Origin of the sequence: Mycobacterium sp. 1245499.0, from assembly GCF_001673615.1 — a bacterium.
GTDB classification, from domain to species: domain Bacteria; phylum Actinomycetota; class Actinomycetes; order Mycobacteriales; family Mycobacteriaceae; genus Mycobacterium; species Mycobacterium europaeum_A.
Genome location: NZ_LZMG01000086.1, coordinates 1 through 26,348 on the forward strand (window position 1 = coordinate 1; position 26,348 = coordinate 26,348).

At 64.9% G+C, this 26,348-nt stretch carries 25 protein-coding genes and 2 pseudogenes; 15 read left to right on the forward strand and 12 right to left on the reverse strand.

The window, feature by feature from the left end:
• Positions 1 to 32 precede the first annotated feature (32 nt).
• Positions 33 to 950 (forward strand): alpha/beta hydrolase, encoded by a 918-nt coding sequence (locus tag A5646_RS04460; RefSeq protein ID WP_255361676.1) that lies wholly within the window; start codon positions 33 to 35, stop codon positions 948 to 950.
• 52 nt (positions 951 to 1,002) lie between these two features.
• On the opposite strand, the gene A5646_RS04465 is transcribed toward A5646_RS04460, so the two are convergent.
• Positions 1,003 to 1,590, reverse strand: coding sequence for a TetR/AcrR family transcriptional regulator (locus A5646_RS04465; protein ID WP_067020152.1), 588 nt, complete (start codon positions 1,588 to 1,590; stop codon positions 1,003 to 1,005).
• 33 nt (positions 1,591 to 1,623) lie between these two features.
• Complete coding sequence (locus A5646_RS04470; protein ID WP_067020154.1) at positions 1,624 to 2,520, reverse strand: LysR family transcriptional regulator; 897 nt, start codon at positions 2,518 to 2,520, stop codon at positions 1,624 to 1,626.
• A 71-nt stretch (positions 2,521 to 2,591) separates the two neighbouring features.
• Here A5646_RS04470 and A5646_RS04475 point away from each other — a divergent pair, with 71 nt between their 5' ends.
• Positions 2,592 to 3,308: an SDR family oxidoreductase gene (locus tag A5646_RS04475; protein WP_066868925.1), complete on the forward strand. Its 717-nt coding sequence runs from the start codon at positions 2,592 to 2,594 to the stop codon at positions 3,306 to 3,308.
• Between the two features lie 95 nt (positions 3,309 to 3,403).
• On the opposite strand, the gene A5646_RS27775 is transcribed toward A5646_RS04475, so the two are convergent.
• Both A5646_RS27775 and A5646_RS04480 read right to left on the reverse strand, forming a co-directional pair.
• A complete protein-coding gene (locus A5646_RS27775) occupies positions 3,404 to 3,607 on the reverse strand; it encodes an EAL domain-containing protein (RefSeq protein WP_082984624.1) in 204 nt (67 codons plus the stop codon).
• A gap of 132 nt (positions 3,608 to 3,739) precedes the next feature.
• A complete protein-coding gene (locus tag A5646_RS04480) occupies positions 3,740 to 4,462 on the reverse strand; it encodes an NAD(P)-dependent oxidoreductase (protein ID WP_067020157.1) in 723 nt (240 codons plus the stop codon).
• A gap of 75 nt (positions 4,463 to 4,537) precedes the next feature.
• On the opposite strand from A5646_RS04480, the gene A5646_RS04485 reads away from it, so the two are divergent.
• On the forward strand, positions 4,538 to 5,029 hold the full coding sequence (locus tag A5646_RS04485) for a MarR family winged helix-turn-helix transcriptional regulator (protein WP_067020158.1): 492 nt from the start codon (positions 4,538 to 4,540) through the stop codon (positions 5,027 to 5,029).
• 44 nt (positions 5,030 to 5,073) lie between these two features.
• Here A5646_RS04485 and A5646_RS04490 read toward each other — a convergent pair whose 3' ends face one another.
• The gene (locus A5646_RS04490) at positions 5,074 to 5,766 is read right to left on the reverse strand and encodes an HXXEE domain-containing protein (RefSeq protein ID WP_082984625.1); all 693 of its coding nucleotides are present in this window, start codon (positions 5,764 to 5,766) and stop codon (positions 5,074 to 5,076) included.
• Positions 5,767 to 5,840: 74 nt separating this feature from the next.
• On the opposite strand from A5646_RS04490, the gene A5646_RS04495 reads away from it, so the two are divergent.
• Positions 5,841 to 6,476: a TetR/AcrR family transcriptional regulator gene (locus A5646_RS04495; protein ID WP_067020161.1), complete on the forward strand. Its 636-nt coding sequence runs from the start codon at positions 5,841 to 5,843 to the stop codon at positions 6,474 to 6,476.
• A 151-nt stretch (positions 6,477 to 6,627) separates the two neighbouring features.
• Here A5646_RS04495 and A5646_RS04500 read toward each other — a convergent pair whose 3' ends face one another.
• Complete coding sequence (locus A5646_RS04500) at positions 6,628 to 8,055, reverse strand: MFS transporter (RefSeq protein WP_082984627.1); 1,428 nt, start codon at positions 8,053 to 8,055, stop codon at positions 6,628 to 6,630.
• A 47-nt stretch (positions 8,056 to 8,102) separates the two neighbouring features.
• Between A5646_RS04500 and A5646_RS04505 the strand changes: the two genes are divergently transcribed.
• Complete coding sequence (locus A5646_RS04505; protein ID WP_067020167.1) at positions 8,103 to 8,570, forward strand: helix-turn-helix domain-containing protein; 468 nt, start codon at positions 8,103 to 8,105, stop codon at positions 8,568 to 8,570.
• 295 nt (positions 8,571 to 8,865) lie between these two features.
• On the forward strand, positions 8,866 to 9,042 hold the full coding sequence (locus tag A5646_RS29365; RefSeq protein WP_197505118.1) for a hypothetical protein: 177 nt from the start codon (positions 8,866 to 8,868) through the stop codon (positions 9,040 to 9,042).
• A 373-nt stretch (positions 9,043 to 9,415) separates the two neighbouring features.
• On the opposite strand, the gene A5646_RS27780 is transcribed toward A5646_RS29365, so the two are convergent.
• Genes A5646_RS27780 through A5646_RS04520 form a run of 3 tightly spaced genes read right to left on the reverse strand, consistent with a single transcriptional unit; the run spans position 9,416 to position 13,439 of the window.
• Positions 9,416 to 11,161 carry an FAD-dependent monooxygenase gene (locus A5646_RS27780; protein ID WP_197505119.1) on the reverse strand — a complete coding sequence of 582 codons (1,746 nt, stop codon included), beginning with the start codon at positions 11,159 to 11,161 and terminating at the stop codon, positions 9,416 to 9,418.
• Positions 11,162 to 11,172: 11 nt separating this feature from the next.
• Positions 11,173 to 12,015 carry a sulfurtransferase gene (locus A5646_RS27785; protein WP_197505120.1) on the reverse strand — a complete coding sequence of 281 codons (843 nt, stop codon included), beginning with the start codon at positions 12,013 to 12,015 and terminating at the stop codon, positions 11,173 to 11,175.
• Positions 12,016 to 12,053: 38 nt separating this feature from the next.
• The gene (locus A5646_RS04520; RefSeq protein WP_082984630.1) at positions 12,054 to 13,439 is read right to left on the reverse strand and encodes an MFS transporter; all 1,386 of its coding nucleotides are present in this window, start codon (positions 13,437 to 13,439) and stop codon (positions 12,054 to 12,056) included.
• A 1,387-nt stretch (positions 13,440 to 14,826) separates the two neighbouring features.
• On the opposite strand from A5646_RS04520, the gene A5646_RS04525 reads away from it, so the two are divergent.
• From A5646_RS04525 to A5646_RS04545, 5 genes are read left to right on the forward strand one after another with little or no spacing between them, the layout of a single operon-like run.
• Positions 14,827 to 15,831 carry an alpha/beta hydrolase gene (locus A5646_RS04525; protein WP_156765515.1) on the forward strand — a complete coding sequence of 335 codons (1,005 nt, stop codon included), beginning with the start codon at positions 14,827 to 14,829 and terminating at the stop codon, positions 15,829 to 15,831.
• Between the two features lies 1 nt (position 15,832).
• Entirely contained in the window at positions 15,833 to 16,681 is an 849-nt protein-coding gene (locus A5646_RS04530; RefSeq protein WP_067020176.1) for an SDR family oxidoreductase, read from the forward strand.
• Between the two features lie 24 nt (positions 16,682 to 16,705).
• Entirely contained in the window at positions 16,706 to 17,626 is a 921-nt protein-coding gene (locus A5646_RS04535; protein WP_066868895.1) for a reductase, read from the forward strand.
• Entirely contained in the window at positions 17,623 to 19,125 is a 1,503-nt protein-coding gene (locus tag A5646_RS04540; RefSeq protein ID WP_066868892.1) for an NAD(P)/FAD-dependent oxidoreductase, read from the forward strand. Before A5646_RS04535 ends, A5646_RS04540 begins: the two co-directional genes overlap by 4 nt.
• Positions 19,126 to 19,138: 13 nt before the next feature.
• The gene (locus tag A5646_RS04545; RefSeq protein ID WP_066868889.1) at positions 19,139 to 20,053 is read left to right on the forward strand and encodes a MerR family transcriptional regulator; all 915 of its coding nucleotides are present in this window, start codon (positions 19,139 to 19,141) and stop codon (positions 20,051 to 20,053) included.
• A 30-nt stretch (positions 20,054 to 20,083) separates the two neighbouring features.
• Here A5646_RS04545 and A5646_RS04550 read toward each other — a convergent pair whose 3' ends face one another.
• Positions 20,084 to 21,436 carry a salicylate synthase gene (locus A5646_RS04550; protein WP_066876974.1) on the reverse strand — a complete coding sequence of 451 codons (1,353 nt, stop codon included), beginning with the start codon at positions 21,434 to 21,436 and terminating at the stop codon, positions 20,084 to 20,086.
• Positions 21,437 to 21,784: 348 nt separating this feature from the next.
• Here A5646_RS04550 and A5646_RS04555 point away from each other — a divergent pair, with 348 nt between their 5' ends.
• Positions 21,785 to 21,997 carry a hypothetical protein gene (locus tag A5646_RS04555; protein ID WP_066876972.1) on the forward strand — a complete coding sequence of 71 codons (213 nt, stop codon included), beginning with the start codon at positions 21,785 to 21,787 and terminating at the stop codon, positions 21,995 to 21,997.
• A gap of 278 nt (positions 21,998 to 22,275) precedes the next feature.
• Positions 22,276 to 23,517 (forward strand): sodium-dependent bicarbonate transport family permease, encoded by a 1,242-nt coding sequence (locus tag A5646_RS04560; RefSeq protein WP_066868879.1) that lies wholly within the window; start codon positions 22,276 to 22,278, stop codon positions 23,515 to 23,517.
• A 17-nt stretch (positions 23,518 to 23,534) separates the two neighbouring features.
• Here the strand turns inward: A5646_RS04560 and hemW are convergent, their stop codons facing one another.
• On the reverse strand, positions 23,535 to 24,707 hold the full coding sequence (gene hemW, locus A5646_RS04565; RefSeq protein ID WP_066876970.1) for a radical SAM family heme chaperone HemW: 1,173 nt from the start codon (positions 24,705 to 24,707) through the stop codon (positions 23,535 to 23,537).
• 228 nt (positions 24,708 to 24,935) lie between these two features.
• Here hemW and A5646_RS30350 point away from each other — a divergent pair, with 228 nt between their 5' ends.
• Both A5646_RS30350 and A5646_RS04570 read left to right on the forward strand, forming a co-directional pair.
• Positions 24,936 to 25,001, forward strand: a complete 66-nt coding sequence (locus A5646_RS30350) for an Ms4527A family Cys-rich leader peptide (protein WP_353852123.1) — start codon at positions 24,936 to 24,938, stop codon at positions 24,999 to 25,001.
• Between the two features lie 115 nt (positions 25,002 to 25,116).
• Positions 25,117 to 26,184, forward strand: a pseudogene (locus A5646_RS04570) (nitrite/sulfite reductase); the annotation flags it as partial.
• Between the two features lie 47 nt (positions 26,185 to 26,231).
• Here the strand turns inward: A5646_RS04570 and A5646_RS30355 are convergent.
• Positions 26,232 to 26,339 (reverse strand): annotated as a pseudogene (locus A5646_RS30355) (hypothetical protein); the annotation flags it as partial.
• Positions 26,340 to 26,348: the final 9 nt, after the last annotated feature.

Below are 26,348 nucleotides of genomic sequence, written 5' to 3' on the forward strand. Positions count from 1 at the left end.
GTGCTGCAAACCATTTCGAGGGGTGATGAGCAGTGCTGCGCGAGGACGTCACGATCGATGCCGAGGGAGCAATTCTCCACGCGTGGTGGTACCACGGGCGGCGAGAGCGCCGAGCGGGGAGGGCGAGTTCCTGTGTGGTCATGGCGCACGGATGGACGTCAACGAAGAAGATGCACCTTGACAAGTTTGCCGAGGTGTTCGCGGCGGCGGGACTTTGCGTGCTGGTCTTCGACCATCGGGGCTGGGGCGAGTCGGGGACAGCGCCCGGCAAGCCACGCCACGAAGTCGACCCATGGGAGCAGATCCGCGACTACCAGCATGCAATCACTTACGCGCAGAACCGATCCGGGGTCGACCCCGATCGTATCGGCGTCTGGGGAACGAGCTTCTCGGCGGCGCACGCGTTCGTTGTCGCCGCGATCGACCGGCGAGTGCAGGCCGTTTGCGGCCAGGCGCCGTTCATCAGCGGCCGGTCGACCTATGCCAACCTTGCCCGGGTGAACAATCAGGTGGTCGGCCCCCAGCGGTTCACCGCGGACCGGCGAGCCCGCGCTCGCGGCGCCCCACCGGAAATGGTGCCAGTCGTCGGGGCGGAGCCGACCACCCTGGTGGGCCTGCCCACTTCGGACGCCTACGCGTTCTTCACCGAGGCGCGCGCGGCGCTGGATCCGCAATGGCCCAACGAGGTCTCGTTGCGAAGCGTGGACAACTTCTACGGGTACGAACCGGCGCGCTACCTGCCCGACATCACACCAACGCCGTTGCTCATGATCGTCGGTCGCGAGGACAACTTGACCGGTGGGAGCCTGGCGGCGGCCGCGTACCAGACCGCGGCCGAACCAAAGAAGATCGTTTTCGTGCCCGGCGGCCACTTCGCGGCGTACACGGGCGACGGGTTCGCGCTGGCGGCCGGGGCGGCCCGGGACTGGTTCGCGACGCACCTCGGCTAGGAGAGCACGCGTCAAACGACCCAAGGTCGCTAAGCCCGCGTGCCGCCGCCGGTCATATGCGTCGTTTGCCGGGTGAAATGAGCCTGTCCGCGGTCTTATTCGCGGCGTCGAGCACCTCGGCCTGCCTGGCGGGATCAGACATGGCGCGCGAGATCGACACCGCTCCCACCATCAGCGCGACCAGGCTCCACGCCCGGCGTTCCGAGTCCGCGCCGTCAAATAGCTCCGCCATCCGCCCCGCCAGCGCGTTGATCTTGTGTTCGTACGCGTCCCGAGTGGACACTCCCGCCCGCGCCACATCGGCGCTGAGGGTCGGCATCACGCATCCGTCGTCCGGATTTTCCACGTGGTAGGCGCTGAGGTATTCCGCGACAAACGCTTTCAGCTTCGCCCTGCGTTCGGCCCTCGTGCCCGATTTCGTGTCGGAAACGAAAGGTTCACCGACGGCGGCCTCGACAATCGCCTCAAGCATCGCTTCCTTGTTGGCGAAGTTTGAATAGAAGGCCCCCGAGGTCACGTCCGCCGCCGCGGCCAGCCCGTCCACCCCGATCCCGTTGAAACCCGCGACCTTCATCGAGCGCGTGCCCGCACGGAGTAACGCGGCGCGCGCCTTAGCCTTCTGATCTGCCGGATATCTCATGAAGTGAACCCTTGTAGCATAACTATCGATATCTTACGTTCGCGAGGTCGGATCGATCGTCTGTCCGGCACAGGCCAGCGCGGCTGTAATGAAGTCGTCGCGCGCCGCATCAGTGATCGTGGCGTCCCACGCCAGCACCACCCGGCTGGGAGCGAGGCCGTCGGCCGGCACTACCCGCAAGTCTGGCCGCCGGTACGACACGGCCGTCGACCGAGGCAGAACTGCGAAACCTGCGCCGGCAGCGACTAATTCAAGCTTCTGCTCGACCCCGCTGACCGACGACTGCACTGCCGCGCGGCGCAACTCCGGGCTGGCGATGGCGTACCACTCGGGCACCGATGCGGGGTTCTGCAGCAACCGTCGCGCCGCCAAATCGTCCAGCGATACCGACGGCAGCTCGGCCAAAGGATCACCGACGGGCAGCACTACGTCGCGCGGCTCCTCAAGGAGCGGCGCTGTCGCCAGGCCGGACAGGTCGAATGGCGAGCGAGCGTAGACGACCTGCACGTCGCCGCGGCGGATCACTTCGGCCTGCTCGTTCCAGGTCACCGGCACGATCACCGTGCGGCGAGCCGGGTCGCCCGCCTCGAACGCCCGGGCCGCAGCGGTCGCCAACAGCCCGGGTAGTACGCCGACCGTGACCACTACGGCGGGGGCTTCGGCCTGCGCTAGCCGCTGCTGCAGCGCCTGCACTTCCGTGAGCAAGAAACGGCCGTCGTCGAGTAGCCGCAAACCGGCAGCGGTCAGCGTCGTCCCGCGGGTGCCCCGATTGAGCAGCTTGATTCCCAGCTCGTGCTCGAGCGCGCGAATTTGACGGGACAGCACCGGTTGGGCGATGTGCAGGCGTGCCGCGGCCCGGCCAAAGTTGAGTTCCTCCGCCACCGCGACGAAGTAACGCAGCTTGCGCATATCCAGATCCACTGGAGCCATACCCAGAGGGTATCGCCCCCGGACGAGAAGGGTGTTGGACGAGTAGGAGCCCCCTCCTTGACCCTGAATACATGAGTCTGCACAACCAACGCGTCCTGATCATCGGGGGGACATCGGGCATCGGCCTGGCCGTGGCTGCGGCAGCCGCCGAGCATGGCGCCACCCCCATCGTCGCCTCGCGCCGGACGCCGAGTGTTGAGCGCGCGCTGGGCTCGCTGCCCGCCGGCGCGGTCGGCGCCACTGTTGACCTCGCCGACCCCGCGTCCATCGAGCGACTGGCCGAACGGGTCGGCCCGGTCAACCACCTTGTCTACACCGCGGGCGAGCCGCTGGAGATGGTGCCGCTGGCCGGGCTGACACCTGACGTTATCGCCGGCTTCTACCAAACCCGCTTCATCGGGGCGTGCAGCGCGGCCCGGGTGCTCGGGCCGCGCCTGCCCGCGGGTGGTTCGATCACGCTGACCAGCGGATCGGCCGCCGAGCAGCCGGAATTCGGCGCGTTGCCGGTAAGTCTGTGCGGCGCAATGAATGCGCTGACCGCCGCTCTGGCGGTCGAGCTGGCGCCGGTGCGGGTGAATGCTGTCGCCCCAGGTGTAGTGCGCTCGCCGCTATGGGACAACATGGGCAGGGAGGATCGCGACGCGATGTTCGCTGCCGCAGCAGAACGGATCCCGCTGACCAGGATCGCCGAGGCCGACGAGGTGGCACGGGCCTACCTGTACTGCATCGAGCAGACATACTCCACAGGAGCGGTCGTCAAGGTCGACGGCGGCAGCGTCCTCGTCTAGTCGTTAGGTTGCCGGTCCGAAGGGAACACGTGGGGGCTGTGAATGCGGGCGCGCCGGTAGCTGGAGTTGGTTGGGGGTCTCCACAGCTTCGGCCACTATTTCGTGTGCAGCTCGGATGCCAGCGAGTTCAGCGCGGTTGCCAGCGCACGTTTGACGGGATCGTCGTCGATGCCGGTGATCAACTCGCCATCGATCTTGATGATGTCGGGGCGTAGCCGCAGCAGTTGGGTGAAGCTGGCATATCCGGCACTGACATCATCGGCTGCCACGGATATGCCGCGATCACGCAGATGCGTCAGACCTGCGTGTCGGGTGCGGTGTGAGGATCATTGATGCCTCTCCAGTCGCGGGTCGTCAGACGAGGTCTCGGCGAATCGCACGTTGCCGATGTATCCGCGTTCGGGCAGCCGCGGTTTCGACAGGGAGCACTCTCAGGATGTGTGCACCGATTGCGTGCCCGAGTCACTGCCCGATCTCGCTTCCCGCCTAATCACTTGCCACAGGCTTGGAGTGTTTTCAGTGGTCGACACGATCACGGTGCGACGGACCGCCGCCGCGTCAGCGGCCACGGCCACCAGATAGTCGGCCAAATCGACGCGCGCAGTGAACGCACCGACGGGATCAACCTCTCCGCATAGGTACCGGGTGCGCTCGGGAAGATCGAACAGCCCCGATGGGCGAACAACCGTCCAATCGAGGCCGCTGCCACGCACGATCTTCTCCATGCGCCGGATGTCGTCATAAACAGTCTTGCCGATCGTTCGAGTCAGGACCGGCTCGATCAGCCGGAGCGACAACGGAACTCGCGACCGACGCACAGGAAATGCAGCTGTCGAGCTGACCACCACAAGGCGCCGGGTGCGCGCGCTGTGCATGGCGGTCACGATGTTTCCGGTTCCGAGCGAGTACGTGTCTACTGCGCCCCGAGTGAACGTGACACCCAGCGTTGACACCACCGTATCGACACCCTCGACGAGTGGCCGGACCGCCGCGGCATCCCGCGCATCAGCCCCGGCGACGGTCAGCCTCGGCCCTGCCAGCGGGAACTCACCTGGCCTTCGGGTCACCGCGACCACGTCATGGCCGGCACCGAGGGCGATCGCAGTCGCCAGCCGGCCGGTTTGGCCATTGGCTCCAAAGATGACCAGCTTCATGACTTCTCCTCTACTATGCACTACTAGTGATTATCACTATAAATGATGATCATGTGCGTTGCTAGACTCCGGTCTATGACGAGGGTCGCAAAAGGCATCGCCAGCCTCGATGAACGCATCCCATTTCTGTTGTCGCAGTTGGGCTCCTACGTGGCGGCCGAGTTTCAGCGCCTGATCGCAGACAGCGGCGTGCAACCGCGCACCTATGCGGTGCTGGCTGCGCTGGCGGCGCGCAATGGCCAGTCGCAACGCGAGTTGGCGGCGCAGCTGAGCATCCACCGCAATGTGATGGTCAACATCATTGACGCGCTGGAAGCCGATGGCCTGGTGCAACGCAGGCCGCATCCCGCTGATCGGCGGGCGTTCGCGATCACCCTGACCGAGCGGGGCCACCGACTTCTGCTCAAGCTGGATGGGTCCGCCCGCGCGCTCGAAGATGCGGTCACCGCTGACCTTTCGGCACGCGAACGCGACACCCTGCGCAGCCTGTTGAAGCAAGTCGCCGGTAGCGCCGGACTGATATCGGGTGTGCACCCTGGATTGTCTGATGATCTTGCAAACTGCTGACCCGGTGGCCACCAGGTGGGCGCGTGAGCGTCAACGCACCCGTGTCAGGCTGCCGCGGTGTCGGCCGCCAACGCGAGAAGCGGGATGAGCACCACGGCGAACCCGAGAACAGCCATAGCGGTCACCCGGCGGTCCCCGACCAGCTTGTAGAGCAGGTATGGTCCCGCGATCCAGTACAGCTGAGCGGTGATCAGTCCGGGGAAGTAGGCGCCGAGCATGATGCTCCACCACGTGTGCGCGATGGCGTTGCCGATCGCGCCGTAGAAGATGAAAAAAATGGCGGGAACGATTGCGAAGCGCAGCCGAGTGGTCAACGCGATCACGCAGGCGACGATCATGACGGCGTAGGCGCTCATGTTGACCGAGACGAAGGCGTCATTCGAGTAGGGAGCCCCACCGTAGAGCTCGGCGAAGTGGGTTCGAAAGCCGGTGACGAATTCCTCGGTGAAGTGCACGAATTGTACAGCCAGGACGCAGCAGAAGGCCGGCAGGAATCTGTTTACCGTGGGCAGCGGCAGCCGACTTCGATAGCACCACACAAACAGCAACCAGGTGGCGACGACCCCTGGGATGAAAGTGACTTTCAGGCTGGCCCCATGGCTGGCAAGCCAGAACCCGACGCCCATCGTCAGAGCGATCAGCGTGCCGGGCACGAGGTCCCGCTTCGCGATGGCGCGATCGCCAGGCGCGCCGGCAACGCGCGCATCCAACTGGTCGACGAGCGGCTGAAATGACATGCAGTCTCCTAAAACGAATATTCGTTCTTTATACTGAAACGAGCGTTCGCTGTCAATGTAGAATCAGCGGTGATATGCCGAAAGTGACCGACGAGCACGTCGCGGCAAGGCGCCGGCAGATCTTGTCAGCGGCGCTTGCCTGCTTCGCGCGTGACGGGTTCCACCGCACTACGATGCAGGAGATCTTCAAAGAATCCGACCTCAGTCCGGGTGCGGTCTACAGCTATTTCGAAGGCAAGGACGACCTCGTACGCGCCATCATCGCCGAGACGATGGGGTTCCTCACTCAAGCGGCGACGGTGATCACCGAAGCCCTACCTGGTGGCCGTCTACGTCGGCCCGGCGAAGCGTTGGCAGAATTGATAGAACAAAACCGCACCGTCGAACTGGGCACCGTCGAACAGCGCGCCCGTATCTTCCCCCACCTGATCGGGGAACAACAGCGCGACCCGGAACTCAACGCCGCCGCCCGCGCTGGGCTTTCGCGCCTACGCGACGGCTTTGCGACACTCGCGCAGGCCGCGCAAGAGCGCGGCGAACTCGCCGCGGCGATCGACCCCGATCAGTTCGGGCGGCTGGCTATCTCTCTGCTGCAGGGTGCCTTGATCCAGATCAGCGTGTACGGCGACGATATGGACCTCGACGCCTATGTCCGCACGGCCGTCGCTCTGCTTGACACGCCGCACGAGTCCGCCACCCGCCAAAGTTGACGCTGGGCGTTCCGGATGCCGTGGCGTAATGGCCCGCGGGACTTGGGATTCGAGGCTCGCGCGTAGGCTTTGGCCTTGCTGTAGTTCATGTCGCACGAGCGTTGCTTGTGCCGGCCGCGGCGGGGCGCGGCGTCCGTGCCGGTCCGTTGATCTACGGAACGTCGGGCACTGGCCCGCGCTTGGCGGCAACGGGAACCACGCTCGCGGCTGACACCTCCGAACGCACGTGGGGCAGTGTTGCGCTGAATAATGCGGCCGCCACGGCCAAGCCCGCGGCCAGCCACCATCCCAGGTCGAAGTCACTGACCGAGCCGACCGGTCCGAGCGCGGTAACCAGAACGGCGACGCCGAGCGCAGAGGCGACCTGTCTTCCGGAGTTGACGAGCGCCGAGCCCGTCGCGGCCCGAGCCGGTGGCAGCGCCGTGGCGCCCGCGGCCATCAAGGTGCTCAAGGTGAGACCGACGGCCACTCCACTGAGCAACATGCTCGGAAGCAGGTCGACGAGGTAGTCGGGTCTGGCAGTGGCGAGCAGGATGCGCCACAGAAACGCCCCGGCGAAGAGCGCATTGCCCACGGCGGCTACCGGCCCCGGTCCAATGCGATGGACGAGCGGGTTGGATGCCAAAGTGACCAACGGCACCACCATGGGTGCCGGCGCCATCGCTAATCCGGTCTGCAATACGCCGAAGTGCCATATGTTCTGACACCACAACGCATTTGACAGCAGCATGATTGCGAACGCTGCACTGAAGCAAAAGAAGGCGACGTTGGCCGTCGCGAAATTGCGGATGCGCAGGAGCGGCAATTCGAGCAGCGGCCGAGGGTGCCGCGCCGAACGCCACAGGAACAGCGCAGTGCCCAGCACGGCGGTCACGGCCAGGGCGATGGTGCCTGGCCCAGCCCAGCCCCATGTCGGCGCTTGAATCAACGCCCCGGTCAGCGCGGCCAACGCGACGATCAGCAGTGCACTGCCCGCGATGTCGGGCAACCGTTCACCAGAACCCGCAGGTTCCGCCGGCAAGACCCTGCGGCCAACGGCCCACGCTGCCAGTCCGACTGGCAGGTTGACCACGAACACCCACCGCCAGTCGAACGTGACTAGTAGCCCGCCCAGCACTGGGCCGCAGATGGCCGCCAATGAGCCGACTGCTGCCCATCCGCGCGCCACGGTGGTGCGTCGATGCGGCTCCACTGAGGACATCAGCAGCGCGAGCGACGTCGGAATCTGCGCGGCCGCGCCGGCGGCTTGCACGATGCGCGCGGCGACGAGGACCACAAGATTAGGGGCAAGAGCGCAGCCCAGGGAGGCGATGGTGAACATTGCGATGCCGCACAGAAAGACCCGCCGGTGGCCCATGCGGTCACCCAGCCGCCCGGCGGGGACGAGCAGCGCCGCTAGGCCTATGGCGTAGGCGTTGAGCACCCACGACGTTGCCGAGAGGGATTGGCCGAAGCCGCGAGCCATGCCCACCAGCGCGACATTGACGATCCACAGGTCGAGGTTGGACATGAAAATCGCTGCGACGATAACAGCCGCTTCCGCCCACCGGATATAGCGGTTTGATTTCCCAACCATCATGGTCAGAACGCTAGCGGGCGACCCGTTCGGTATGCAAACCTAAGAAGATGACGAACGGCGCACGCGAGGGACCGTTGCTCACCCCTGCGGTCCGCGGAACACCGTGTTCCATCGCCGCCGCGCTAGAGATCATCGGCGACCGGTGGTCATTGCTCATCCTGCGAGAGCTCAACCTAGGGCACCACCGCTTCAGCGACATGGTCCGCAACACCGGCGCGTCCCGGGACCGCCTGGCGGCTCGTTTGAAGGCGCTTGTCGCCGCGGGCGTGCTGGAGCGCATCGAGTATCAGCAGTCACCGTCCTTGTCGGCGTACCACCTCACTGACGCCGGTCGCGAGCTGTCGCCGGTGCTGCACGTGTTGCGGCAGTGGGGCGATCGGTGGGCAGTCGCACGGCCGCCGGTCACTGTCCGCCACCGCGACCACGAGTTGCGGCTCGGCGGCACCTGTGACGTCTGCGGTGAGCCGGTCCACGAAGATGATGTCACCCGCGTTCGTCTCGGCGAAGACGCCTGAGGTCGCGCCACCCGCGTCCCGCGTAGGCGCTCAACGTCCACGCCGTCGCCACTGCCCGACACTCCGGCTGATGCCTAGGCGTTGGAGCCCCTCGATTTGGCGGCGGCACCCACGTGACGCCGGCAACCCCGGCCACGATAATCGCCACGGCGGTGCCCGCCGACGCAACGGAATGAAGATCCCAAAGCCCGGCACTTTTCCTAGATCGCAGGCCACGGTGCCACTTGAAGTGGCATCGACGAGTCCTGGTGCAAACCTGTTGAGCTTGCCCTAGGGAGGTCAAACCGAGACCGCGTTGGGCACCATTTCGATCCACCAGGAAGACGGCCACCAGGAAGACGTGCGTGACGAGCGCACCGAGCTGGTAACCGCTGCGCAGCGAAACGGGCGCCGGAAGAACTTTTCGGCTACCGAGTACGGGGCGCCGCTGCGGCCCATGTGCCGGGTGGCCTCGGCGTCGACAACGCCATGATTGGGTCGATCTTCGGCTCGATGCAGATCAAAGTTCTCGACGCCGCATCTGGAGCACCCAAACCCGCTCGCGCCAGCGGTCTTTGACTACATCGAGCCCTTCTACAATGCCAGCCGCCGGCACAGCGCCTTGGGCTGCGCCGCGACACAAGCTTTGTGAACTTATCCGCGCGGGTCCGCGGTCTCGCCGTCCTTTTCGTAAATCGGGCGCATGATGCCGCACGAATTGGGCGCCACCCTCGATCGACATACGGCCCAGGCACAGTGTCTTCCAATACCTTGAACGGCGCGCCGCACGGCTTGGTGACGCCCTACCACACCGCCCAGGACTGGGAGACCACCGTGTGGGGTATCGCTGATCGCTGGTGACGCCTTCAGCATTGCGCACCGACTCTTACGAGATGAGTATCGTGGGTAGCCGGCACTTCGATTTCGAGGGCAAGTATTCGTTTGAGTGCCGAAATCAGTTCGCCGACGCAGTCCTCGCCCGCTGGACCATCGTATCGCCACGCGATGTGCCCATCGGGCCGCACTAGTACAGGCGCGGTGTACAAATCCCGATACTTCTTGTCGCAGGGGACGTATCCCCCGTTTCCGATCTGAATAAGTGAGATCGGGATACCCAGTACCCGGGTAGTGCGCACAACGGCAGCGGTCCACAATTCGGGCTGGCTCGAGACGGCGAGCGTAAAGTTTGGTCCCCATAAATCGGACGTGGAGACTTTCCGGCCCTGGGGATCGCGAAGCCATGCGTGGGGTGCGCGTGCGCCCGGGATGATGCTTTCAACATAAGTGCCCAGCGAACCAGGCGGCGGCGGCTGTCGGTCGCGTCGGATTATCGCCGAGGACGTATAGAAAGTCCCGAGTTGAAACCCGGTGTGCAAGACGGCATTGACGCCGTGAGTTGCGCCATGTTCGGTGAGAAAGGCCAAGGCCTCGTTCGTGAGGCGCCCTCCCCCGAGTGCTTCATGCTCCCCGAGCATGACCGACGCGGACAACGCCTGATAGTTCATTGCGTTATAGGTGGCGAGTTTGACTACCTGCAGGGCTTTGGACTTTCGTTCCACCTCATAAGTGTCTAGGAGGGAGTCGCTCGCATGGCCCTGCAGGACCAGGGCCAGTTTCCACGCAAGATTGTTGGCGTCCTGGACACCGGTGTTCTGGCCGAATCCGCCCCACGGCGAATGCCAGTGCGCGGCATCGCCCGCGAAAAAGATGTTCCCTTCACGCCAGGATCGCAGCAGCCCCGTCGAGTAGTCGAATCGCATCACCTTCTTGACCTCTATCGGGCACGAGGGATCACCAATCGCGCCCCTGATCCGCGCCACCACAGTTGATTCCGCCGGAGGGTCCTCTTCATCGTGTTTGAAGCTGTATCGCCAGAGTCCGGTTGTCGGGTCTTGACTACCGAACCAACCCGCATACCGTGGGTGAAGGACGAAGGAGTGGAAGAAACCGTCTTGTCCAAGAGTATCTTCGAGCGGAGCGACGAACTCGACGAGTATTTGGTTTTCGAACGCTGGACCGTGACACTGACCTCGACCGATCCGGTTACGAATGAAGCTATGTGCCCCGTCGCAGGCCACAAGGTATCGGCTTCGGATTACTTGAGTCTCGCCGGTATCGACGTTTTCGATGCGGGTGGTAATGCCGGTGGGGCCAGATGTCGTTACGTCAACGACACGGCAGTGAAAGCGGATGTCGACCGAGCTCCATTGCCGGGCTTGTTGGAGCAGGGCGGACTCGTAGTCGGATGCGGCCACCTTGCGTGGGTACACAGGTGTCAGGCGGCTCCATTTTGCGATGTAATCGTCGAGCGTTCCTAGCGACTGGCGGACACCGCCAACCGGTCCAGCGTTCACCGTGACGTAGAAGCCCTGGCCGTTCGATTGAGCGATCGGCCAACCGCGGCCTTCGAGGAGATCCCAGACGCCCCACTGCCGATACAGTTCCCCGGTGGACGCGTGGATATACTGCCCCTTGGGAAGAGGTGTCGTCCCCGAACGTCTCTCGAATAACTGGACGTCAATCCCGCTGCGGCCCAGTAGGTATGCGTGGGCCAAACCGACAGGGCCACCGCCACAGATCACAACGTCCGTATCGAACTCACTGTTGGGCAATCTTCGGCTCCTCAAAAGATTTGATGTTCAACGTGTGCCGCAGCGCGTCGCTGCGGATCTCGGATCCAGTCAGACCAGGACCCCACATAAAGGTGAGGGGTGACGCCCGTCGCGGCCTGCAGTGTGAGAACCTCCAGGGCCGACAACACCCCACCGCCGCAGTACACGATGACATCCGAGCCGGAGCTAATGCCGGCGTTGTGGTAGAGCAACTGGATCTGTTGCAGCGCACGCAGATCCGAACGTGGCGTCCATTGCTCAATGGCCGGTAAGTTGACCGCTTTGGGGATGTGTCCGCCCACGAAGGTTGCTTCATCTCGCGCATCAACCACGATAGTCCCAGGTGACCTGGCCTCGACGTCCGCGGCGGTGACCGTGGGCATGTTGTCGGGGTGCAGGCGCAGTGATCCGCGCGGTAGGGCGTGTCGATGTGCGGGACCTTCCGCGACGGCTCCGCCAGCGTCTCGCCAGGCCTGCAATCCACCGTCGAGGAGACGCACATTTGTCAGCCCCGCCCAACGCAACGTCCACCATCCCCGCGCGGCAATGGCTGGGGTGCGCGCATAGACAATGACTTCGGTGTCACTACGAATGCCCCAGCCGGTGAGCTGTTCTGCGAGAAGGGTGATGTCCGGTAGCGGCAGTGTCCCGGTTTGCTCCGTGGGACGGCTAGCGAAGACTTCCCGGATCTGTGCGTGAAGGGCTCCGTGAATGTGGCATTTGCGAAAGTCTCGGTACTCCTCCGTCGGATCGCCGAGTCGGACGTCTAGGAAACACCGGTCAGCTGAAGGCGTGCTGAGGAGGTCGCTCGCCTGCGCCACAAGATGCGAAGGAAATGTCGTGTTGACCGCCACGATTGCACACGGTCCTTTCCGTATCGAACGGGGGTGGGTTACGCCGGAATATCGTCGGAACCTGGTCTGGCGGCGCACTCGACGAGTATTGGTCCAAGACTGTGACTTTCGGTCGTTGTGGGTTGTGCGCCTCCCGTCGGTGTGGCCTTACGACTCCGGACGAAGGGGATGGACACTAGCGCCAAAAGCGCGACGCCGACGATGTATCCCGATACCGCCAAGGGCGTGCCGGTGCGATCGAGCAGCAGAGTGACCAGGTACGGGGCCAGCCCGCCGCCAAGGACACCCGAGAGTTGGAAGCTCAACGAGATTCCCGAATACCGGTACTGGGCGCGGAACCCGTTGTAGAAGAGGGCACCAATGGTTCCCATCATGGCTCCGACGCAGACCTGGCCTACGCCAAGCGCGATGGTGATCGCCACGATATTGGCCGTCTCGACGATCAGCATCAACGGGACGGCCCAGACGACCATCGCCAGCGCACCACCGACCGCCACCCGGCGGATTCCGATACGGTCGGCGAGCATGGCGAATCCCACGACTGACGGAATCGAGATGAACGCCGAGATGAGGATGGCGGTGAGCACGGCGCTCTTCGCGACTCCTAGGTCGGCCGTGGTGTACTCGACAACCGCAACCACGAGGATGTAGAACACGGCGTTGACGGCGATGTTCGCTCCGGTGCAGGCGAGAATCTGACGCCAGTCGTGCCGAACCGCTTCCGCGATGGGCGATCGTTGGAGCTCGACTTGTGTTCTGCCCGTGGTGAACTCGGGGGTTTCGGCAACGCGATTCACTTGCCTATAGCCGACGATTCCGAGTATCCCCCCTAGGATGAAGGCGATGCGCCATCCCCAGCTTTGAAAGTCGCCGCTGGACAGGGTTGCGGTCAGAGCTAGGAAGACACCGTTGGCGAGGAGATCCCCAACCGGGACGGCGATTTGGGGGAAGCTGGAAAACAGACTCCGCCGCTTGTCGGGCGCGTGTTCTGCAGAAAGAAGCAGTGATCCGCCAAAGCCGCCGCCGACCGCGAGACCTTGAACGACCCGCAGACAAACCAGCAAGACCGGCGCGGTCAGCCCGATCTCGGCGTAGGTGGGCAGAAATCCTATTGCCGCGGTAGACAGGGAAACTCCGGCCAGAACGATCTTCACCATCCGCCGACGACCGAATTTATCGCCGAAGTGGCCGAAGACGATACTGCCGAGCGGGCGCGCGACGAACCCCACAGCGAATGTGGCAAACGACGCGAGGACTCCCTTCATGTGTCCAAGCGACGGGAAGAACGCCGGCCCGAGCACCAGCGCTGAAGCGAGCCCGTAGAGAAAGAAGTCATACCATTCTAGCGACGAGGAGATGATGGAACTTACCGCCGCTAAGCGCATTTGGCGAGAACCGAGCGCGGTGCGAGTACTGTTGGTCATCGGCCTTCTGGTTGTCTGCGGTGTTGTCGCGACGGATAGTGGGCATAGGGTCGGCGCGCGAAAAGCTGACGCGCGGCCGCTAACTTAACTGACGCCGTCTATTCCCATTGATCTTGTTGCACAGCCACTAGCACCTCATCCCCTCATCCGCGACCTGAGATCCCCGCCGATATGCACGTCAGCGTCGTGAGGGTTACGCCGGATGCACTTGGGTTGCGAAACCCCACGGTGGCAACTGCGTTGCCGTCAGCCACCAGATCGTTGCCGGCCACTGCCAACGACACGAACCTCATCATTTGCCTAACTCGTTACAGAGGAAGCGATGTGGCTACGGTGCCCTTGGACGCCGGCACTCGCCCGAGTTCAGGAACATCTGCCGGACAACGATGGTAAGCGAGCGATGAAATCGCCGAACAAGTTTCGGTCGGCAAACTCGTCGTCACAATCGGGCGGGTTGAGATCACCGAGGGCCCGCGCACATTCGAACAATCTGCGCAGCCAGCGTGACCGAGTCGCATCGTGCATTCGACACCGACTGCAATGCCGGTCCGGCTGCCCCGCTAACCTCTATACGCACGGAAGTCCCTCTCGAACAACAGTGGTGTGTGCCATGACAGGCAAGCCTCTGCGGGCGTTGTGCGTGATGAAGGCTACTTACTGACTGCACGATGGAAATTATGGTGGGTGTTGATTGGCTGTCAAAGTCGCATGAATGAGAGCGCACAAGGGCCAGCCACCTCGATGAGGCGGTGGACGCACGGTGGGTGACCCGCGACGCGACTACCGTGTCGACGTGCTCGCGCGAGCGCTTGCCCGCCCGACGACCTTGACGAGTCAGGGAAGTCTGCAGCCTGGCCCCGATCAGCACTCAGCTGAGGCTGATTCGATCGCCGACATTGCGGATCGCTTGAGGCACTTTGAGAATGGCGGTACCCCGAGCGCGACGACGCGACCAGAACCACCTCCTAGGCAATAGAATCTTGGATCTCAAAACTATGACGCTGAGCAGGATGGAATATCTGCAACGCCCGTTGCCGCAGATCCAGGCTCTGTCGAACAAATTAGGATTCGATAGGTACCGGCGTGCTCGATGGCATGCACGTGCGCTGGGTGAGACCGCCACCTTCGATTGTCAGTAGCGCCCGGGATTCGGCAAGCAAGGACGCCACGAGAGTCACACGGTTGAGCTCGTCCTAGAGAGGTCTAACCGAGACCGCGTTGCACACCATTTCGCTATGGACATGACATCGCCAGGACATCGCGACGATTGGACGCCGGTTGATGGCGCCGTCGGCTTGAGTTTTGGCAATCCAATCAGGATCTACCATCTCCCAGCACCCCAAATCTGCCATTGACCAATGTCACCATTTGGTGTTGACTGCGTTGCATGACGGACGGCGTTCCGGCTCGCGGGTCATTGCGATCCCGCGGCGCGGCAGCGGTAAGTGCGTACACCCTGCGGCCGATCACCAGCGTGATCCCGCCCGAACGGGCGTGGGGTCTGTGGTTATCGCGCCAGATCGTCGCCAGGATCATGGGGACATTCGGCCCCTCGCTCGCGGGCACCCGCGTCGAATCCGTCGACACCAGGCTGCCCGACGGTCGGCGCGTCAAGGGCGAATGGGTCTATGGACCGCGCACGCCCACCAGCGGCACCGAGCGATCGTCGACGAGCGAGGGTGCGATCTACTACGTGCACGGCAGCGGCTACGCCGTGTGCTCGCCAAAGACCCACCGCCGCTTGACATCCTGGTTATCGGCCCTGACCGGGCTGCCGGTGTTCTGCATCGACTACCGACTCGCTCCGAAGCATCGCTTCCCCACCGCGGCCGACGACGTCCGCGCCGGCTGGGACTGGCTGGTCGACACGGGCATTGTTCCGCCGAAACACATTGTGATCGCTGGAGATTCGGCGGGTGGTCACCTGTCCGTCGACTTGCTGCTGCAACCCGGGGTCGAGCACCCCGCCGCCATGGTGCTGTTCTCACCCCTGTACGACCTCACGTTCGAACTGGCGCTGGCCCGTGAGCGGATACGGCGCGATCCCGCCACCCGGGCGGCGAACGCGGTCCGCCTCGTCGGCCTCTACCACAGCGGCATCGACCTCACCCATCAGCGGCTGACGCTCGACGTCGCCGGGGGCCCCGCACTCCCCCCGACTCTGATCCAGGCCGGCGGCGCCGAGATGCTGCAGGAGGACGCGCGCCAGCTCGCCGCCGACATCCAAACTGCCGGTGGCAGATGCGAGCTGCAGATCTGGCCCCATCAGGTCCACGTCTTTCAGGCGCTGCCGCGCATGACACCGGAAGCCGCCAAGGCGATGGCCTACGTCGCGCGCTTCATCGCGCACGCCCTGCAGGATGCGCGCGCCGTCACGGAAGGGACCCGCTGACATGTTGGACAGACTCCTCAACAGGCCCAAAACGAGCCAGGGCGCCTCGGCCGTGGTGACCGGCGCCGGCAGCGGCATCGGGGCCGCGTTCGCCATTGAACTCGGCAAGCGCGGCGGCGCTGTCGTGTGCAGCGACATCGACCAGGCCGCCGCACAGCAAACGGCCGACACGATCACCGAGCAGGGCGCCAAGGCGACCGCCATCCGTTGCGACGTATCGAGATTCGAGGACGTGCAGGCGCTGGCCGAACAGTCGCAGGCCTGGTTCGCGGCCCCACCCACGCTGGTCATCAACAACGCCGGTGTCGGCGCGGGCGGTGCCGCCATCGGTGACGCACCGCTGGACGATTGGGGGTGGACCCTGGGCATCAACCTGTGGGGGCCTATCCACGGCTGCCACGTGTTCGCCCCGATCCTGCGCGAGGCCGAGCGGTCACGCGCCCCCCGCGGCATCATCAACGTGGCCTCGGCCGCGGCGTTCGGAGCGGCGCCCGGCATGGCCGCCTACAACGTCAGCAAGGCCGGTGTGCTCTCACTCTCGGAAACCCTTGCCGCCGAATTGGCCGGCACGCCGGTGCGGGTCACGGTGCTGTGCCCCACCTTCGTCAAGACGAACATCCTCGAATCCGGCAGGATCAGCGAGCAATCGAGCGAGCTGGCCGCAAAACTGATGCGCTGGACCGGATTATCCGCCGAGAAGGTCGCGCGGGACTGCCTGGACGCTCACGACCGCGGCGAGCTGTACTGCATGCCGCAATTCGACGCCAAGATCGGCTGGAACATCAAACGGCTTGCCCCACAGACCTATACGCGTGCGGCCGGCCTGGTGTCCCGCATCAACCTGCCCTGATCACCGAACGAAAAGGAGCTCCCGATGGCCATCGACATGGAAGCCATGCTTGCCAAGATCAAAGACCGCCAGTGGGCACTCGCCGACATCGACTGGGATGCGCCCGGCGCCGAACTGATCAGTGACGAACAGCGGCCACAGCTCAAGGCTTTCATGGCCGACCTGTGCTGGATCGAAAACATCGGGGCCAGGGGCTTCGCGGCGCTGGCGAAGAAGGCACCCACACCGACCATCGCCGAGATCTACCGCTACTTCCACGCCGAGGAGCAGCGCCACGCCAACGCCGAACTGGCGCTGATGAAGCGCTGGGGCATGCTCGAAGACGGCGAGATTCCCGAGCCGAATGTGAACATACGGTTGGCGATCGACTGGTTGGACCGCTGGGCCGACGACATGCCGCTGTCCCTGCTGGGCACCGTCATTCCGATGCTCGAAGTCGCACTGGACGGTGCCCTGTTGAAATTCCTCCTCGACGAGGTGCACGACCCGCTTTGCCACCAGGTTTTCGAGAAGATCAACAATGACGAATCACGCCATCTGGTCGTCGATTTCGAAGTTCTCGACATGATCGGACACGCGAAAATCCGACGGCTGCTGATCGACTTCGTCGGCCACAATGCCACTCCGGGCCTCATCATCGGTGCGATCATGGGCGCGCCGCTGATCAACAGGATCCGCAACGAGATCACCGCCATGGGTATGGAGCCAGAACGCCTCTACCGGGCTGTCAAGCGGTTTAAGGAGCTTGGCGACCGCGGCGAAAGCACCAGGCGGGTACCCACTTATCGTTTCCTGAGGCGCTACGCCGGGGTGGTCACCAACCCCCGCCACCCGTACCACCTGTTGGCGAATTCGATGGTCTGGCTTTCCGACCGGTACCCGCGGCCGCTCCTGCCGTCGGTACCCACCTGGGTCGGAGAACTCACCCACGAGCCGGCGGCATGACCGTGGCGAACAACCGCGCCCACGCGACGCTCATCATCGGGGCCGGTTTCACCGGCCTGGGGGCGGCCATCCGTCTGGCCGAGGCCGGCATCGACGACGTCGTGCTGCTCGAACGCGCCGACCGCGTCGGCGGGACCTGGCGCGACACAACGTATCCCGGCGCCAGCTGTGACGTCCCGTCGCTGCTGTACTCCTACTCCTTCGTCAAGAACCCGACCTGGTCACGCACCTACTCACCCGCCCCCGAGATCTACCGCCACCTCGAGGACATGGCGAACCGGTTCGACATCCGCAGCCGCATCAGGTTCGGCCACGAAGTCAAGGACTTGACCTTCGACGAGGAAGCCGGCATCTGGACCGCGACCACCAAGAACCGCAAGAGGTTTCGCGCCCGCACCGTCGTGCTCGCCTCGGGCCCCTTGTCCGACGTCAGCTTCCCCGACATCCGGGGCCTGGACAGCTACCGCGGACACAAGATTCACAGCGCACGCTGGGATCACGACTACGACTTCGCCGGCAAGCGGGTCGCGGTCATCGGTACCGGCGCCAGCGCCATCCAGATCGTCCCGGAGCTGGTCAAGCGCGCCGGATTCGTCAAGGTCTTTCAGCGCACACCGTGCTGGGTGTTGCCACGCTTGGACGTCGCCACCCCGCCGGCCGTGCAATCCTTGTTCACCAAACTCCCTGCTACCCAACAGCTTGCGCGCCAGGCGCTGTACTGGGGCCACGAGGCAAGCGCCACGGCCCTGGTCTGGGACACACCGCTGACGTCGCTGGTCGCCCGGCTGGGGCGGGCCCACCTGCGCGCCCAGGTGAAAGACCCGTGGCTGCGCCGTCAGCTGACGCCGGACTTCCGACCCGGATGCAAACGCATGCTGGTGTCCAGCGACTACTACCCGGCGCTGCAACGCGACAACTGCAAGCTCATCGACTGGCCGATCGCCACGTTGAGCCCGGTCGGCATTCGCACCAGCGACGGCATCGAGCACCACCTCGACTGCATCGTCTTCGCCACCGGCTACGACGTGCATCTCACCGGTCCGCCCTTTCCGGTCACCGGGCTCGGCGGTCGCTCGCTGGCCGCCGAATGGGCCGCCGGCGCACAGGCTTACAAGAGCATCAACGTGCACGGGTATCCGAACCTGTTCGTCATGACCGGGCCCAATTCCGGACCGGGCCACAACTCGCTGCTGGTCTACATCGAGGGTCAGCTCGACTACGCCGTGCGCGGCATCACCACCATCCTCAACGACGACCTGCGTTATCTCGACGTGCGTGACGAGGTCCAGCGTCGGCACAACGAGGACCTTCAGCGCCGGCTCACCAAGACGACCTGGATGTCGGGGTGCCGCAGTTGGTACCTCACCAAGGACGGATTCAACGGGTCGATGTACCCAGGTTTCGCGACGCAGTATCTTCGCCAGATGAGGGATTTTCGATACGAGGACTACCAGGCGGTGGCACGCCGCGCCCAGACCCAGGCCACCGCGTCGGCCTGAAGGCCACACCGACATGGCCACCGAGCGCGCATCGCGGCCCGAACCCGGCACCATCGCCGGCGTGCTGCACAACGTGCGGCGCGCACCCAAGCGCGTGCGGCGCCAATCGCGGGAATACCGCCAACTCATCGAGGGGGCGGTGTCCCAGCTTTTCGAGTCGGCCGTCCGGCAGCCGCACGGCGACGCGAACTCCGGTGAATACCGGATCGACGACCTGGCCCGGCTGGCCGGCACCACCACCCGCAACATCCGCGTCTACCGTGACCGCGGGTTGCTGCCGCCCCCGCTGCGGGTGGGGCGCATCGCCCTGTTCAACGACACCCACCTGACCCGGCTGCGACTCATCACCTCGATGCTCGACCGCGGCTACAACATCGCGCACGTGCGAGAAATGCTGAGCGCGTGGGAGGAAGGCAAGAACCTCGGCGACGTGCTGGGTCTGGAAACCGCCATCGTAGGCACCTGGACGACGGAGAAGCCGGAAACCGTATCGCTGACCGACGCCCAGCGACTGGTCGACGACGCCGATGCGTTCGAGCGCCTGGTGGCGCTTCAGGTGATCCGGATCGATGGGACACAGGCCACCATCACCCGCCCGAAACTGATCGAGGCGTTCAACGAAATCCGCGGCTACGGCGTCAAATTGGACAAGCTGATCGACCTGCACGAACAGATCGTCCCCGAGATCGACAAGATCAGCGACATGCTGGTGCGCGCCGGGGCCGAACACGTGCTCGACCGCATCAAGCCCGGCGAACCGCTGCCTGCCGACGCCGAAATCGCAGAGCTGATCACCATGTTGGTGCGCTTCCGGACCCAGGCGGTGGCGACCGTGACCGCCACGCTCGCGTCGTCCATCGAATCCAATATTGAGTCGCTCGTCGGCCGCATCCTGACCGACTATCTCGAATCGACCTCTTCGGTCTGAGGCCGGCGTGCGCGCACCTGACCGCTTAACCTATTGGCGCGCAATCAGATACGGCGCCAACGTGGACAGCTTCTCGCAGGTCTCTTCGAACTCGCGATCGGGGGTGGACTCTTCGATGATGCCCGCACCCGCCCGCAGCCACGTTTTACCGTCACGTTCGTAGGCCGCCCGCAGCGTCAGCGCCGCATCCAGGCCGCCGTCGGCCGAAATCATCACGACCGCACCCGAATACAGCCCGCGCGGGCCCTCGTCGAGGCGCATGATCGCTTCGACGCCACCGGCTTTCGGGATGCCCGACGCGGTGACCGCCGGGAACAGCGCTTCGAGCGCGTCCATCCGGTCGTTCGAGGTGTCGAGCCGACCGCTGACCGTGGAGCCGAGGTGCTGCACGCTCCCCCGTTCCCGCACGGTCATGAAATCGGTGACGACGGCGGTACCCGGTTCGGCGATCTCGGTCATTTCCTGCAGCGAGCTTCGTACCGAAATGGCGTGCTCGACAATCTCTTTGGAATTCGACTCCAGGTCGTCGCGGGCCTGGCGGTCATGGACCTCGCCGCGCCCGAGCGCGCGGGTACCCGCCAGCGGCTCGGTCACCACGACGCCGTCCTGGTGCACGGCCGCGACCAGTTCGGGGCTATAACCCACGGCGCGAATTCCGCCCAGCCGCAGCAGAAACGACCTCACCGGGGTGTTGTGCCGCCGGGCCAGCCGATAGGTGGACGGGAAGTCGAGCGGGAAAGGCACATCGAGTGAGCGGGAAAGGATGACCTTGTGGTAGCGGCCCGCGGCGATCTCGCCCACGGCCGCCGCGACCCGATCGCGGTAGCGGGACGGGTCGGCGACCACGTCGACCGCCGACGCGGCGCGCACGTCGGGCACGCCGTCGCCGAGCACACCCAGGACTGCGTCCCGGTGGTCGGCCGAGGTACCGAACAGGCGGACCCCCTCCCGGGTCACCACGATGCGACCGTTCGGCCAAAAGACCCTAGCCAGTGGGGTTCCCGGCGCCAGCCGCTGCTGCAGCCCGTAGCGGTACACGCCGAATTCGAAGGCGATCCAGCCGAAGAGTTGATCGGTCTCCAGCAGCAGCCGGTCGATGGCTTCACCGAGAACCGGGCCCGGCCGGCCCGACCATTGCTGGCATTGGGTCACGCCGGCGCGGATCACCCGCAGCTCGTCGCTGTCCAGCTCGATCATGGCGCGCACGCCGGTGGCGAGCACCCATTCACCGCCGCGCTCGTAGAGCAGATACTCTTCCCCGACGCGCTCGGACAGCACCACGGCCAACTCGGCCGCCAGGTCCGCCGGATCGATATGCACGGGAAGCGGGATCGACGGCGACTCAGAGCCGGCGGAACTTGTCTCGACGCTGACCTCGGTCACGGTTAGTAAATGTAGCCTAACCTATGTAGCTGCGCGCAACCGCTCCCGCCAAGTGACCCCGCGATTGCCCCGTTCAGCTAAAACTCCCGCGGAGTTAAAGCCTCGGCCGGCCCGCGGCCGGCGGCCCGCCCCTGGCGAGACACCGGCGCCTGCGACCCGTTCATGCAGGCAGAGCAGGGTAAAGGACGTCGCCGTGGTGCCGGCCCTACAGGCCCCTGTGAAGATCGCCACTCCAAAGCTTTCCCAAGCGTTTACGTTGCGGCCGCACAAACCGTCGCTGCGGCAGCCAGACTTTTCGTAGCGCGCACTGCCCACCGGAGCCCGCATCCGCCGGATTGGAGGAACACGATGTTCATCATTCGGCTTTTCAACGGCGAGGAAGTGCATGCGAGCGAAGGCGACGAGCTCGAAATCAATCCACAGACCGGCGTGCTTTCGGTTTCCCGGATCGACGGATTCGAGGAAATAACCACGCATTACTCGCCGTCGGCGTGGCTTTCGGTGACGCACCGCCAAAAGGGGGCCGGCGTGCGGCCCTCGCTCGTCCCGTCGGCCCGTTGAGCCGAATTTGACTACACAGTAAACGCACAGCACCTTCACACCAAACTCGCGGCCGCCGCTGCGCCCTCGGACGCGGGTTTCCTCCCCACCGATTTGGCTTTGACCAGCGCTTTTGTCGGTTATCAACAGCGACGGGACACGCCGCCGCCCTGTGTGCTTTCAAGTGGCGACGGGCCGGCGGCGGGGATAAATTCTTGACGGTCGTCGGGATGTTTCGTGGTTGCTCCGCTTGCGGACAGTGCTTCCCCAGATCAGCGCTTTAACCAACGGAGGCATCGATGCTGCAAGAGTTCTGGCACAACTTCACCCATAACCTGTTCAAACCGCTACTACTGTTCTTTTACTTCGGATTTCTGATTCCCATCCTGAAGGTGCGGTTCGAATTCCCCTATGTGATCTATCAGGGATTGACGATGTACCTGTTGCTGGCCATCGGCTGGCACGGCGGGGAAGAGCTCGCCCAGGTCAGCGCATCGAGCGTCGGTGCCATCGTCGGCTTCATGGTGTTGGGCTTCGCGCTGAACTGCCTGATCGGCGGGTTGGCCTATTTGGGGCTCAGCCGCCTGAAATCGCTACGCAAAGTCGACCGCGCGACGATCGCCGGCTACTACGGGTCTGACTCGGCGGGAACCTTCGCCACCTGCGTGGCCGTCCTGACCGCGGTGAACATCGCTTTCAACGCCTACATGCCGGTGATGCTGGCCGTCATGGAGATTCCGGGCTGCCTGGTGGCGCTGTATTTCGTTGCGCGACTGCGCCACCGGGGCATGGACTCCGCCGGCTATATGCCCGACGAGGCCGGCTATACACCGCCGGTCAAGGTCGGGGTCGGCCCGGGCACCGCCGCGCGCCCTCCCCACGGCCAGAGCCTCGAGAGCCAGGAGGAAGCGGCCATCGAGCAGGAGCTGGAGCTCTCGCTGGAAAAGCTGGAGCATCCGGATTGGGAGCCCGACCAGAGCCCGCCGCGCCCGAAGGGCAAGCGGGTGCCCATCTTCTCCCGGGAGCTGTTTCAGGAAGTCTTTCTCAATCCCGGCCTCGTCCTTTTGATGGGGGGCATCATCATCGGTCTGGTCAGCGGGCTGCAGGGACAGAAGGTCGTGGCCGACGACGACAAATTCTTCGTGATGGCCTTCCAGGGCGTGCTGTGTCTGTTCCTGCTCGAGATGGGCATGACGGCGTCGCGCAAACTGAAGGACCTTCGCACCGCCGGACCCGGATTCATCGTGTTCGGCCTGGTGGCACCGAATGTCTTTGCGACGCTGGGCATTATCGTCGCCTGCAGCTACGCGTCGCTGACCCACACCGATTTCAAGACCGGAACCTACGTGCTGTTCGCGGTTCTCTGCGGTGCGGCCTCCTACATCGCCGTCCCCGCGGTCCAGCGCCTGGCGATCCCGGAGGCCAGCCCGACGTTGCCGCTGGCCGCCTCACTGGGTCTGACGTTCTCCTACAACGTCACCGTGGGCATCCCGCTCTACATCGAGATCGCCCGCGTCTTCGAGCGCTGGTTCGGGGTCTGACCGCGCGGACGACGCCGCTACCCCAGGATCGTTCGCACCACGGCGTCGGCCAGCAGCCGGCCGCGCGGAGTCAGCACCAGCCTGTCACCGTCGGACACCAACAGCCCGTCGGTGACCACGCCGTCGGCGCGGCCGCGCTCGGCGGAACTGAGCAGGCCAACCGGAAGTCCTTGGCGTAGACGCGTTTTCAACAACACGTCCTCGGTGTGCAAGGCGTCGGCATCGAGCTGCTCGAATCCGGCCACCGGCAGCTCCGCGGCGCTCAACAGTTCCGCATACGCGTTGGGATGCTTGACATTCCACCACCGCGTCGTGCCGAGGTAGCCGTGCGCGCCCGGTCCGGCGCCCCACCACTGGCCGCCGTCCCAGTAGCCCAGGTTGTGGCGGCATTCACCGCCGGGTCGCGACCAGTTGGAGACTTCGTACCAAGACATCCCGGCCTGCGACAGTCGCGCATCGACCAATTCGTAGCGGTGGGCCAGGACGTCGTCGTCCGGTGGGGCCAGTTCGCCGCGACGGACCCGCCGGGCCAGCGCGGTGCCCTCCTCGACCACGAGCGCATAGGCGGACACGTGATCCACGCCGGTCTCGATCGCCGTGTCGACCGAGCGCAGCAGGTCGTCGTCGGACTCCCCCGGAGTTCCGTAGATCAGGTCGAGGCTGACGTGCTCGAAACCGGCCGCCAAGGCTTCGCGGGCGGCGGCCGCGGACCGGTTCGGGGTGTGAATGCGGTCGAGGACGCCCAGCACTCTCGGCGACACCGACTGCATCCCCAGCGATACCCGGGTGAAGCCGGCCGCGCGGATGGCGTCGAAGAAATCCGGCCATGCCGACTCGGGGTTGGCCTCGGTGGTGACCTCGGCGTCGGGTGCCAGCGTGAAGTGGCGGCGCAGCATGTCCAGCAGCGTGGCCATCCGCGCGCCGCCCAGCAGCGACGGCGTGCCGCCCCCGACGAACACGGTGGTCACCGGCGGTGCCTGCAACCGCGCGGCGGCCAGTTCCAGTTCGGTCCCCAGTGCGCTCAGCCACGCGTCGGGGTTGACTCCGCCCAGCTCGGCGGGGGTGTACGTATTGAAATCGCAGTAGCCGCAGCGTGTTACGCAAAACGGAACATGCACATAGATGCCAAACGGCCGCCCAGCGACCGCCCCGACGTCGGGCAGCTCGACCGGTTTTTCGCGAATGGCCATGCCAAATGATCCCACGAAGAGCGGGTGGCCCGGGGCCGTCGGCCCCGTCTGCACCGGCGGCCGTTCCGCATGGATTCACCGCACGGTGGTCCTGGGCGTTCGGGGTGGGATCCCCCGTTGCGGGCCGGTAGTTTTAATCACCGTGAGCCGAGATTTGACCTGCTCGCATGGCCCTTCGGCATCCATGGCACAATGGGTGACGTGACTGTCAACCAGCCCGGCCCGCACATGGTGCTCGTGGCGCGACGGCACATTGATCTCAAGCGCGTTTGCAGCTGTATCTGTCTGCCTTGACGTGGTAGGCCCAGCCCCCCTGTGTCTCCAGCTGGCAGACGGTTTTGCGCCGCCCGAAAGTGTCGGTGAACTGCGCTCGCTGCGCTGGCGATCTTTTTGAAGGAGAGAACTTCCGATGACCACCGCCCGACCCGCGAAGGCCCGTGACGAGGGCCAATGGGCACTGGGAAATCGTGAGCCGCTGAACCCGAACGAAGAGATGAAGCAGGCCGGCGCCCCGCTGGACGTGCGGGAGCGCATCGAGACGATCTACGCCCGCAACGGCTTCGACAGCATCGACAAGAGCGACCTGCGGGGGCGTTTCCGCTGGTGGGGGCTGTACACCCAGCGCGAACAAGGCTACGACGGCACGTTCACCGGCGACGACAACGCCGAGTTGCTGGAAGCCCGGTACTTCATGATGCGGGTGCGCTGCGACGGCGGCGCGCTGTCGGCGGCCGCGTTGCGCACGGTGGGCCAGATCTCCACCGAATTCGGCCGCGACACCGCCGACATCACCGACCGCGAAAACGTGCAGTACCACTGGATCGAGGTGGAGAACGTCCCGGAAATCTGGCGGCGACTGGCCGCCGTCGGGCTGCAGACCGCCGAGGCGTGCGGCGACTGCCCGCGGGTGATCCTGGGCTCACCGCTGGCCGGTGAGTCGCTCGACGAGGTGCTGGACCCGACCTGGGCGATCGACGAGATCGTGCGCCGCTACATCGGCCAGCCAGACTTCGCCGACCTGCCGCGCAAGTACAAGACCGCGATCTCGGGTCTGCAGGACGTGGTGCACGAGGTCAACGACATCGCTTTCATCGGCGTCAACCACCCCGAGCACGGTCCCGGCCTGGACCTGTGGGTCGGTGGCGGGCTGTCGACCAACCCGATGCTGGGCCAGCGGGTCGGCGCCTGGGTGCCGCTCGAGGAGGTGCCCGAGGTGTGGCACGCGGTGACCTCGATCTTCCGCGACTACGGCTATCGGCGACTGCGCGCCAAGGCGCGGCTGAAATTCCTGGTCAAGGACTGGGGCATCGAAAAATTCCGTGAAGTTCTGGAGACCGAGTACCTCAAGCGGCCGCTGATCGACGGTCCCGCCCCCGAGCCGCTGAGGCACCCGATCGACCACGTCGGGGTGCAGCGGCTCAAGAACGGGCTCAACGCGGTGGGCGTCGCCTCCATCGCCGGTCGGGTGTCGGGCACGTCGAGGATGACCAGCTTCTGATACGGGGTGAGCCGGATCCGGTCCGAGCCGGCTTGTTCGGCGAGGTCGGCCACCGCGGTGAGGATGGTGCCCGACACCCGACCGGCGATGGAGGCGACGCCCACCGCGTTGAGCCCGTTCTTGAGCCGCTGCACCCCGACGTG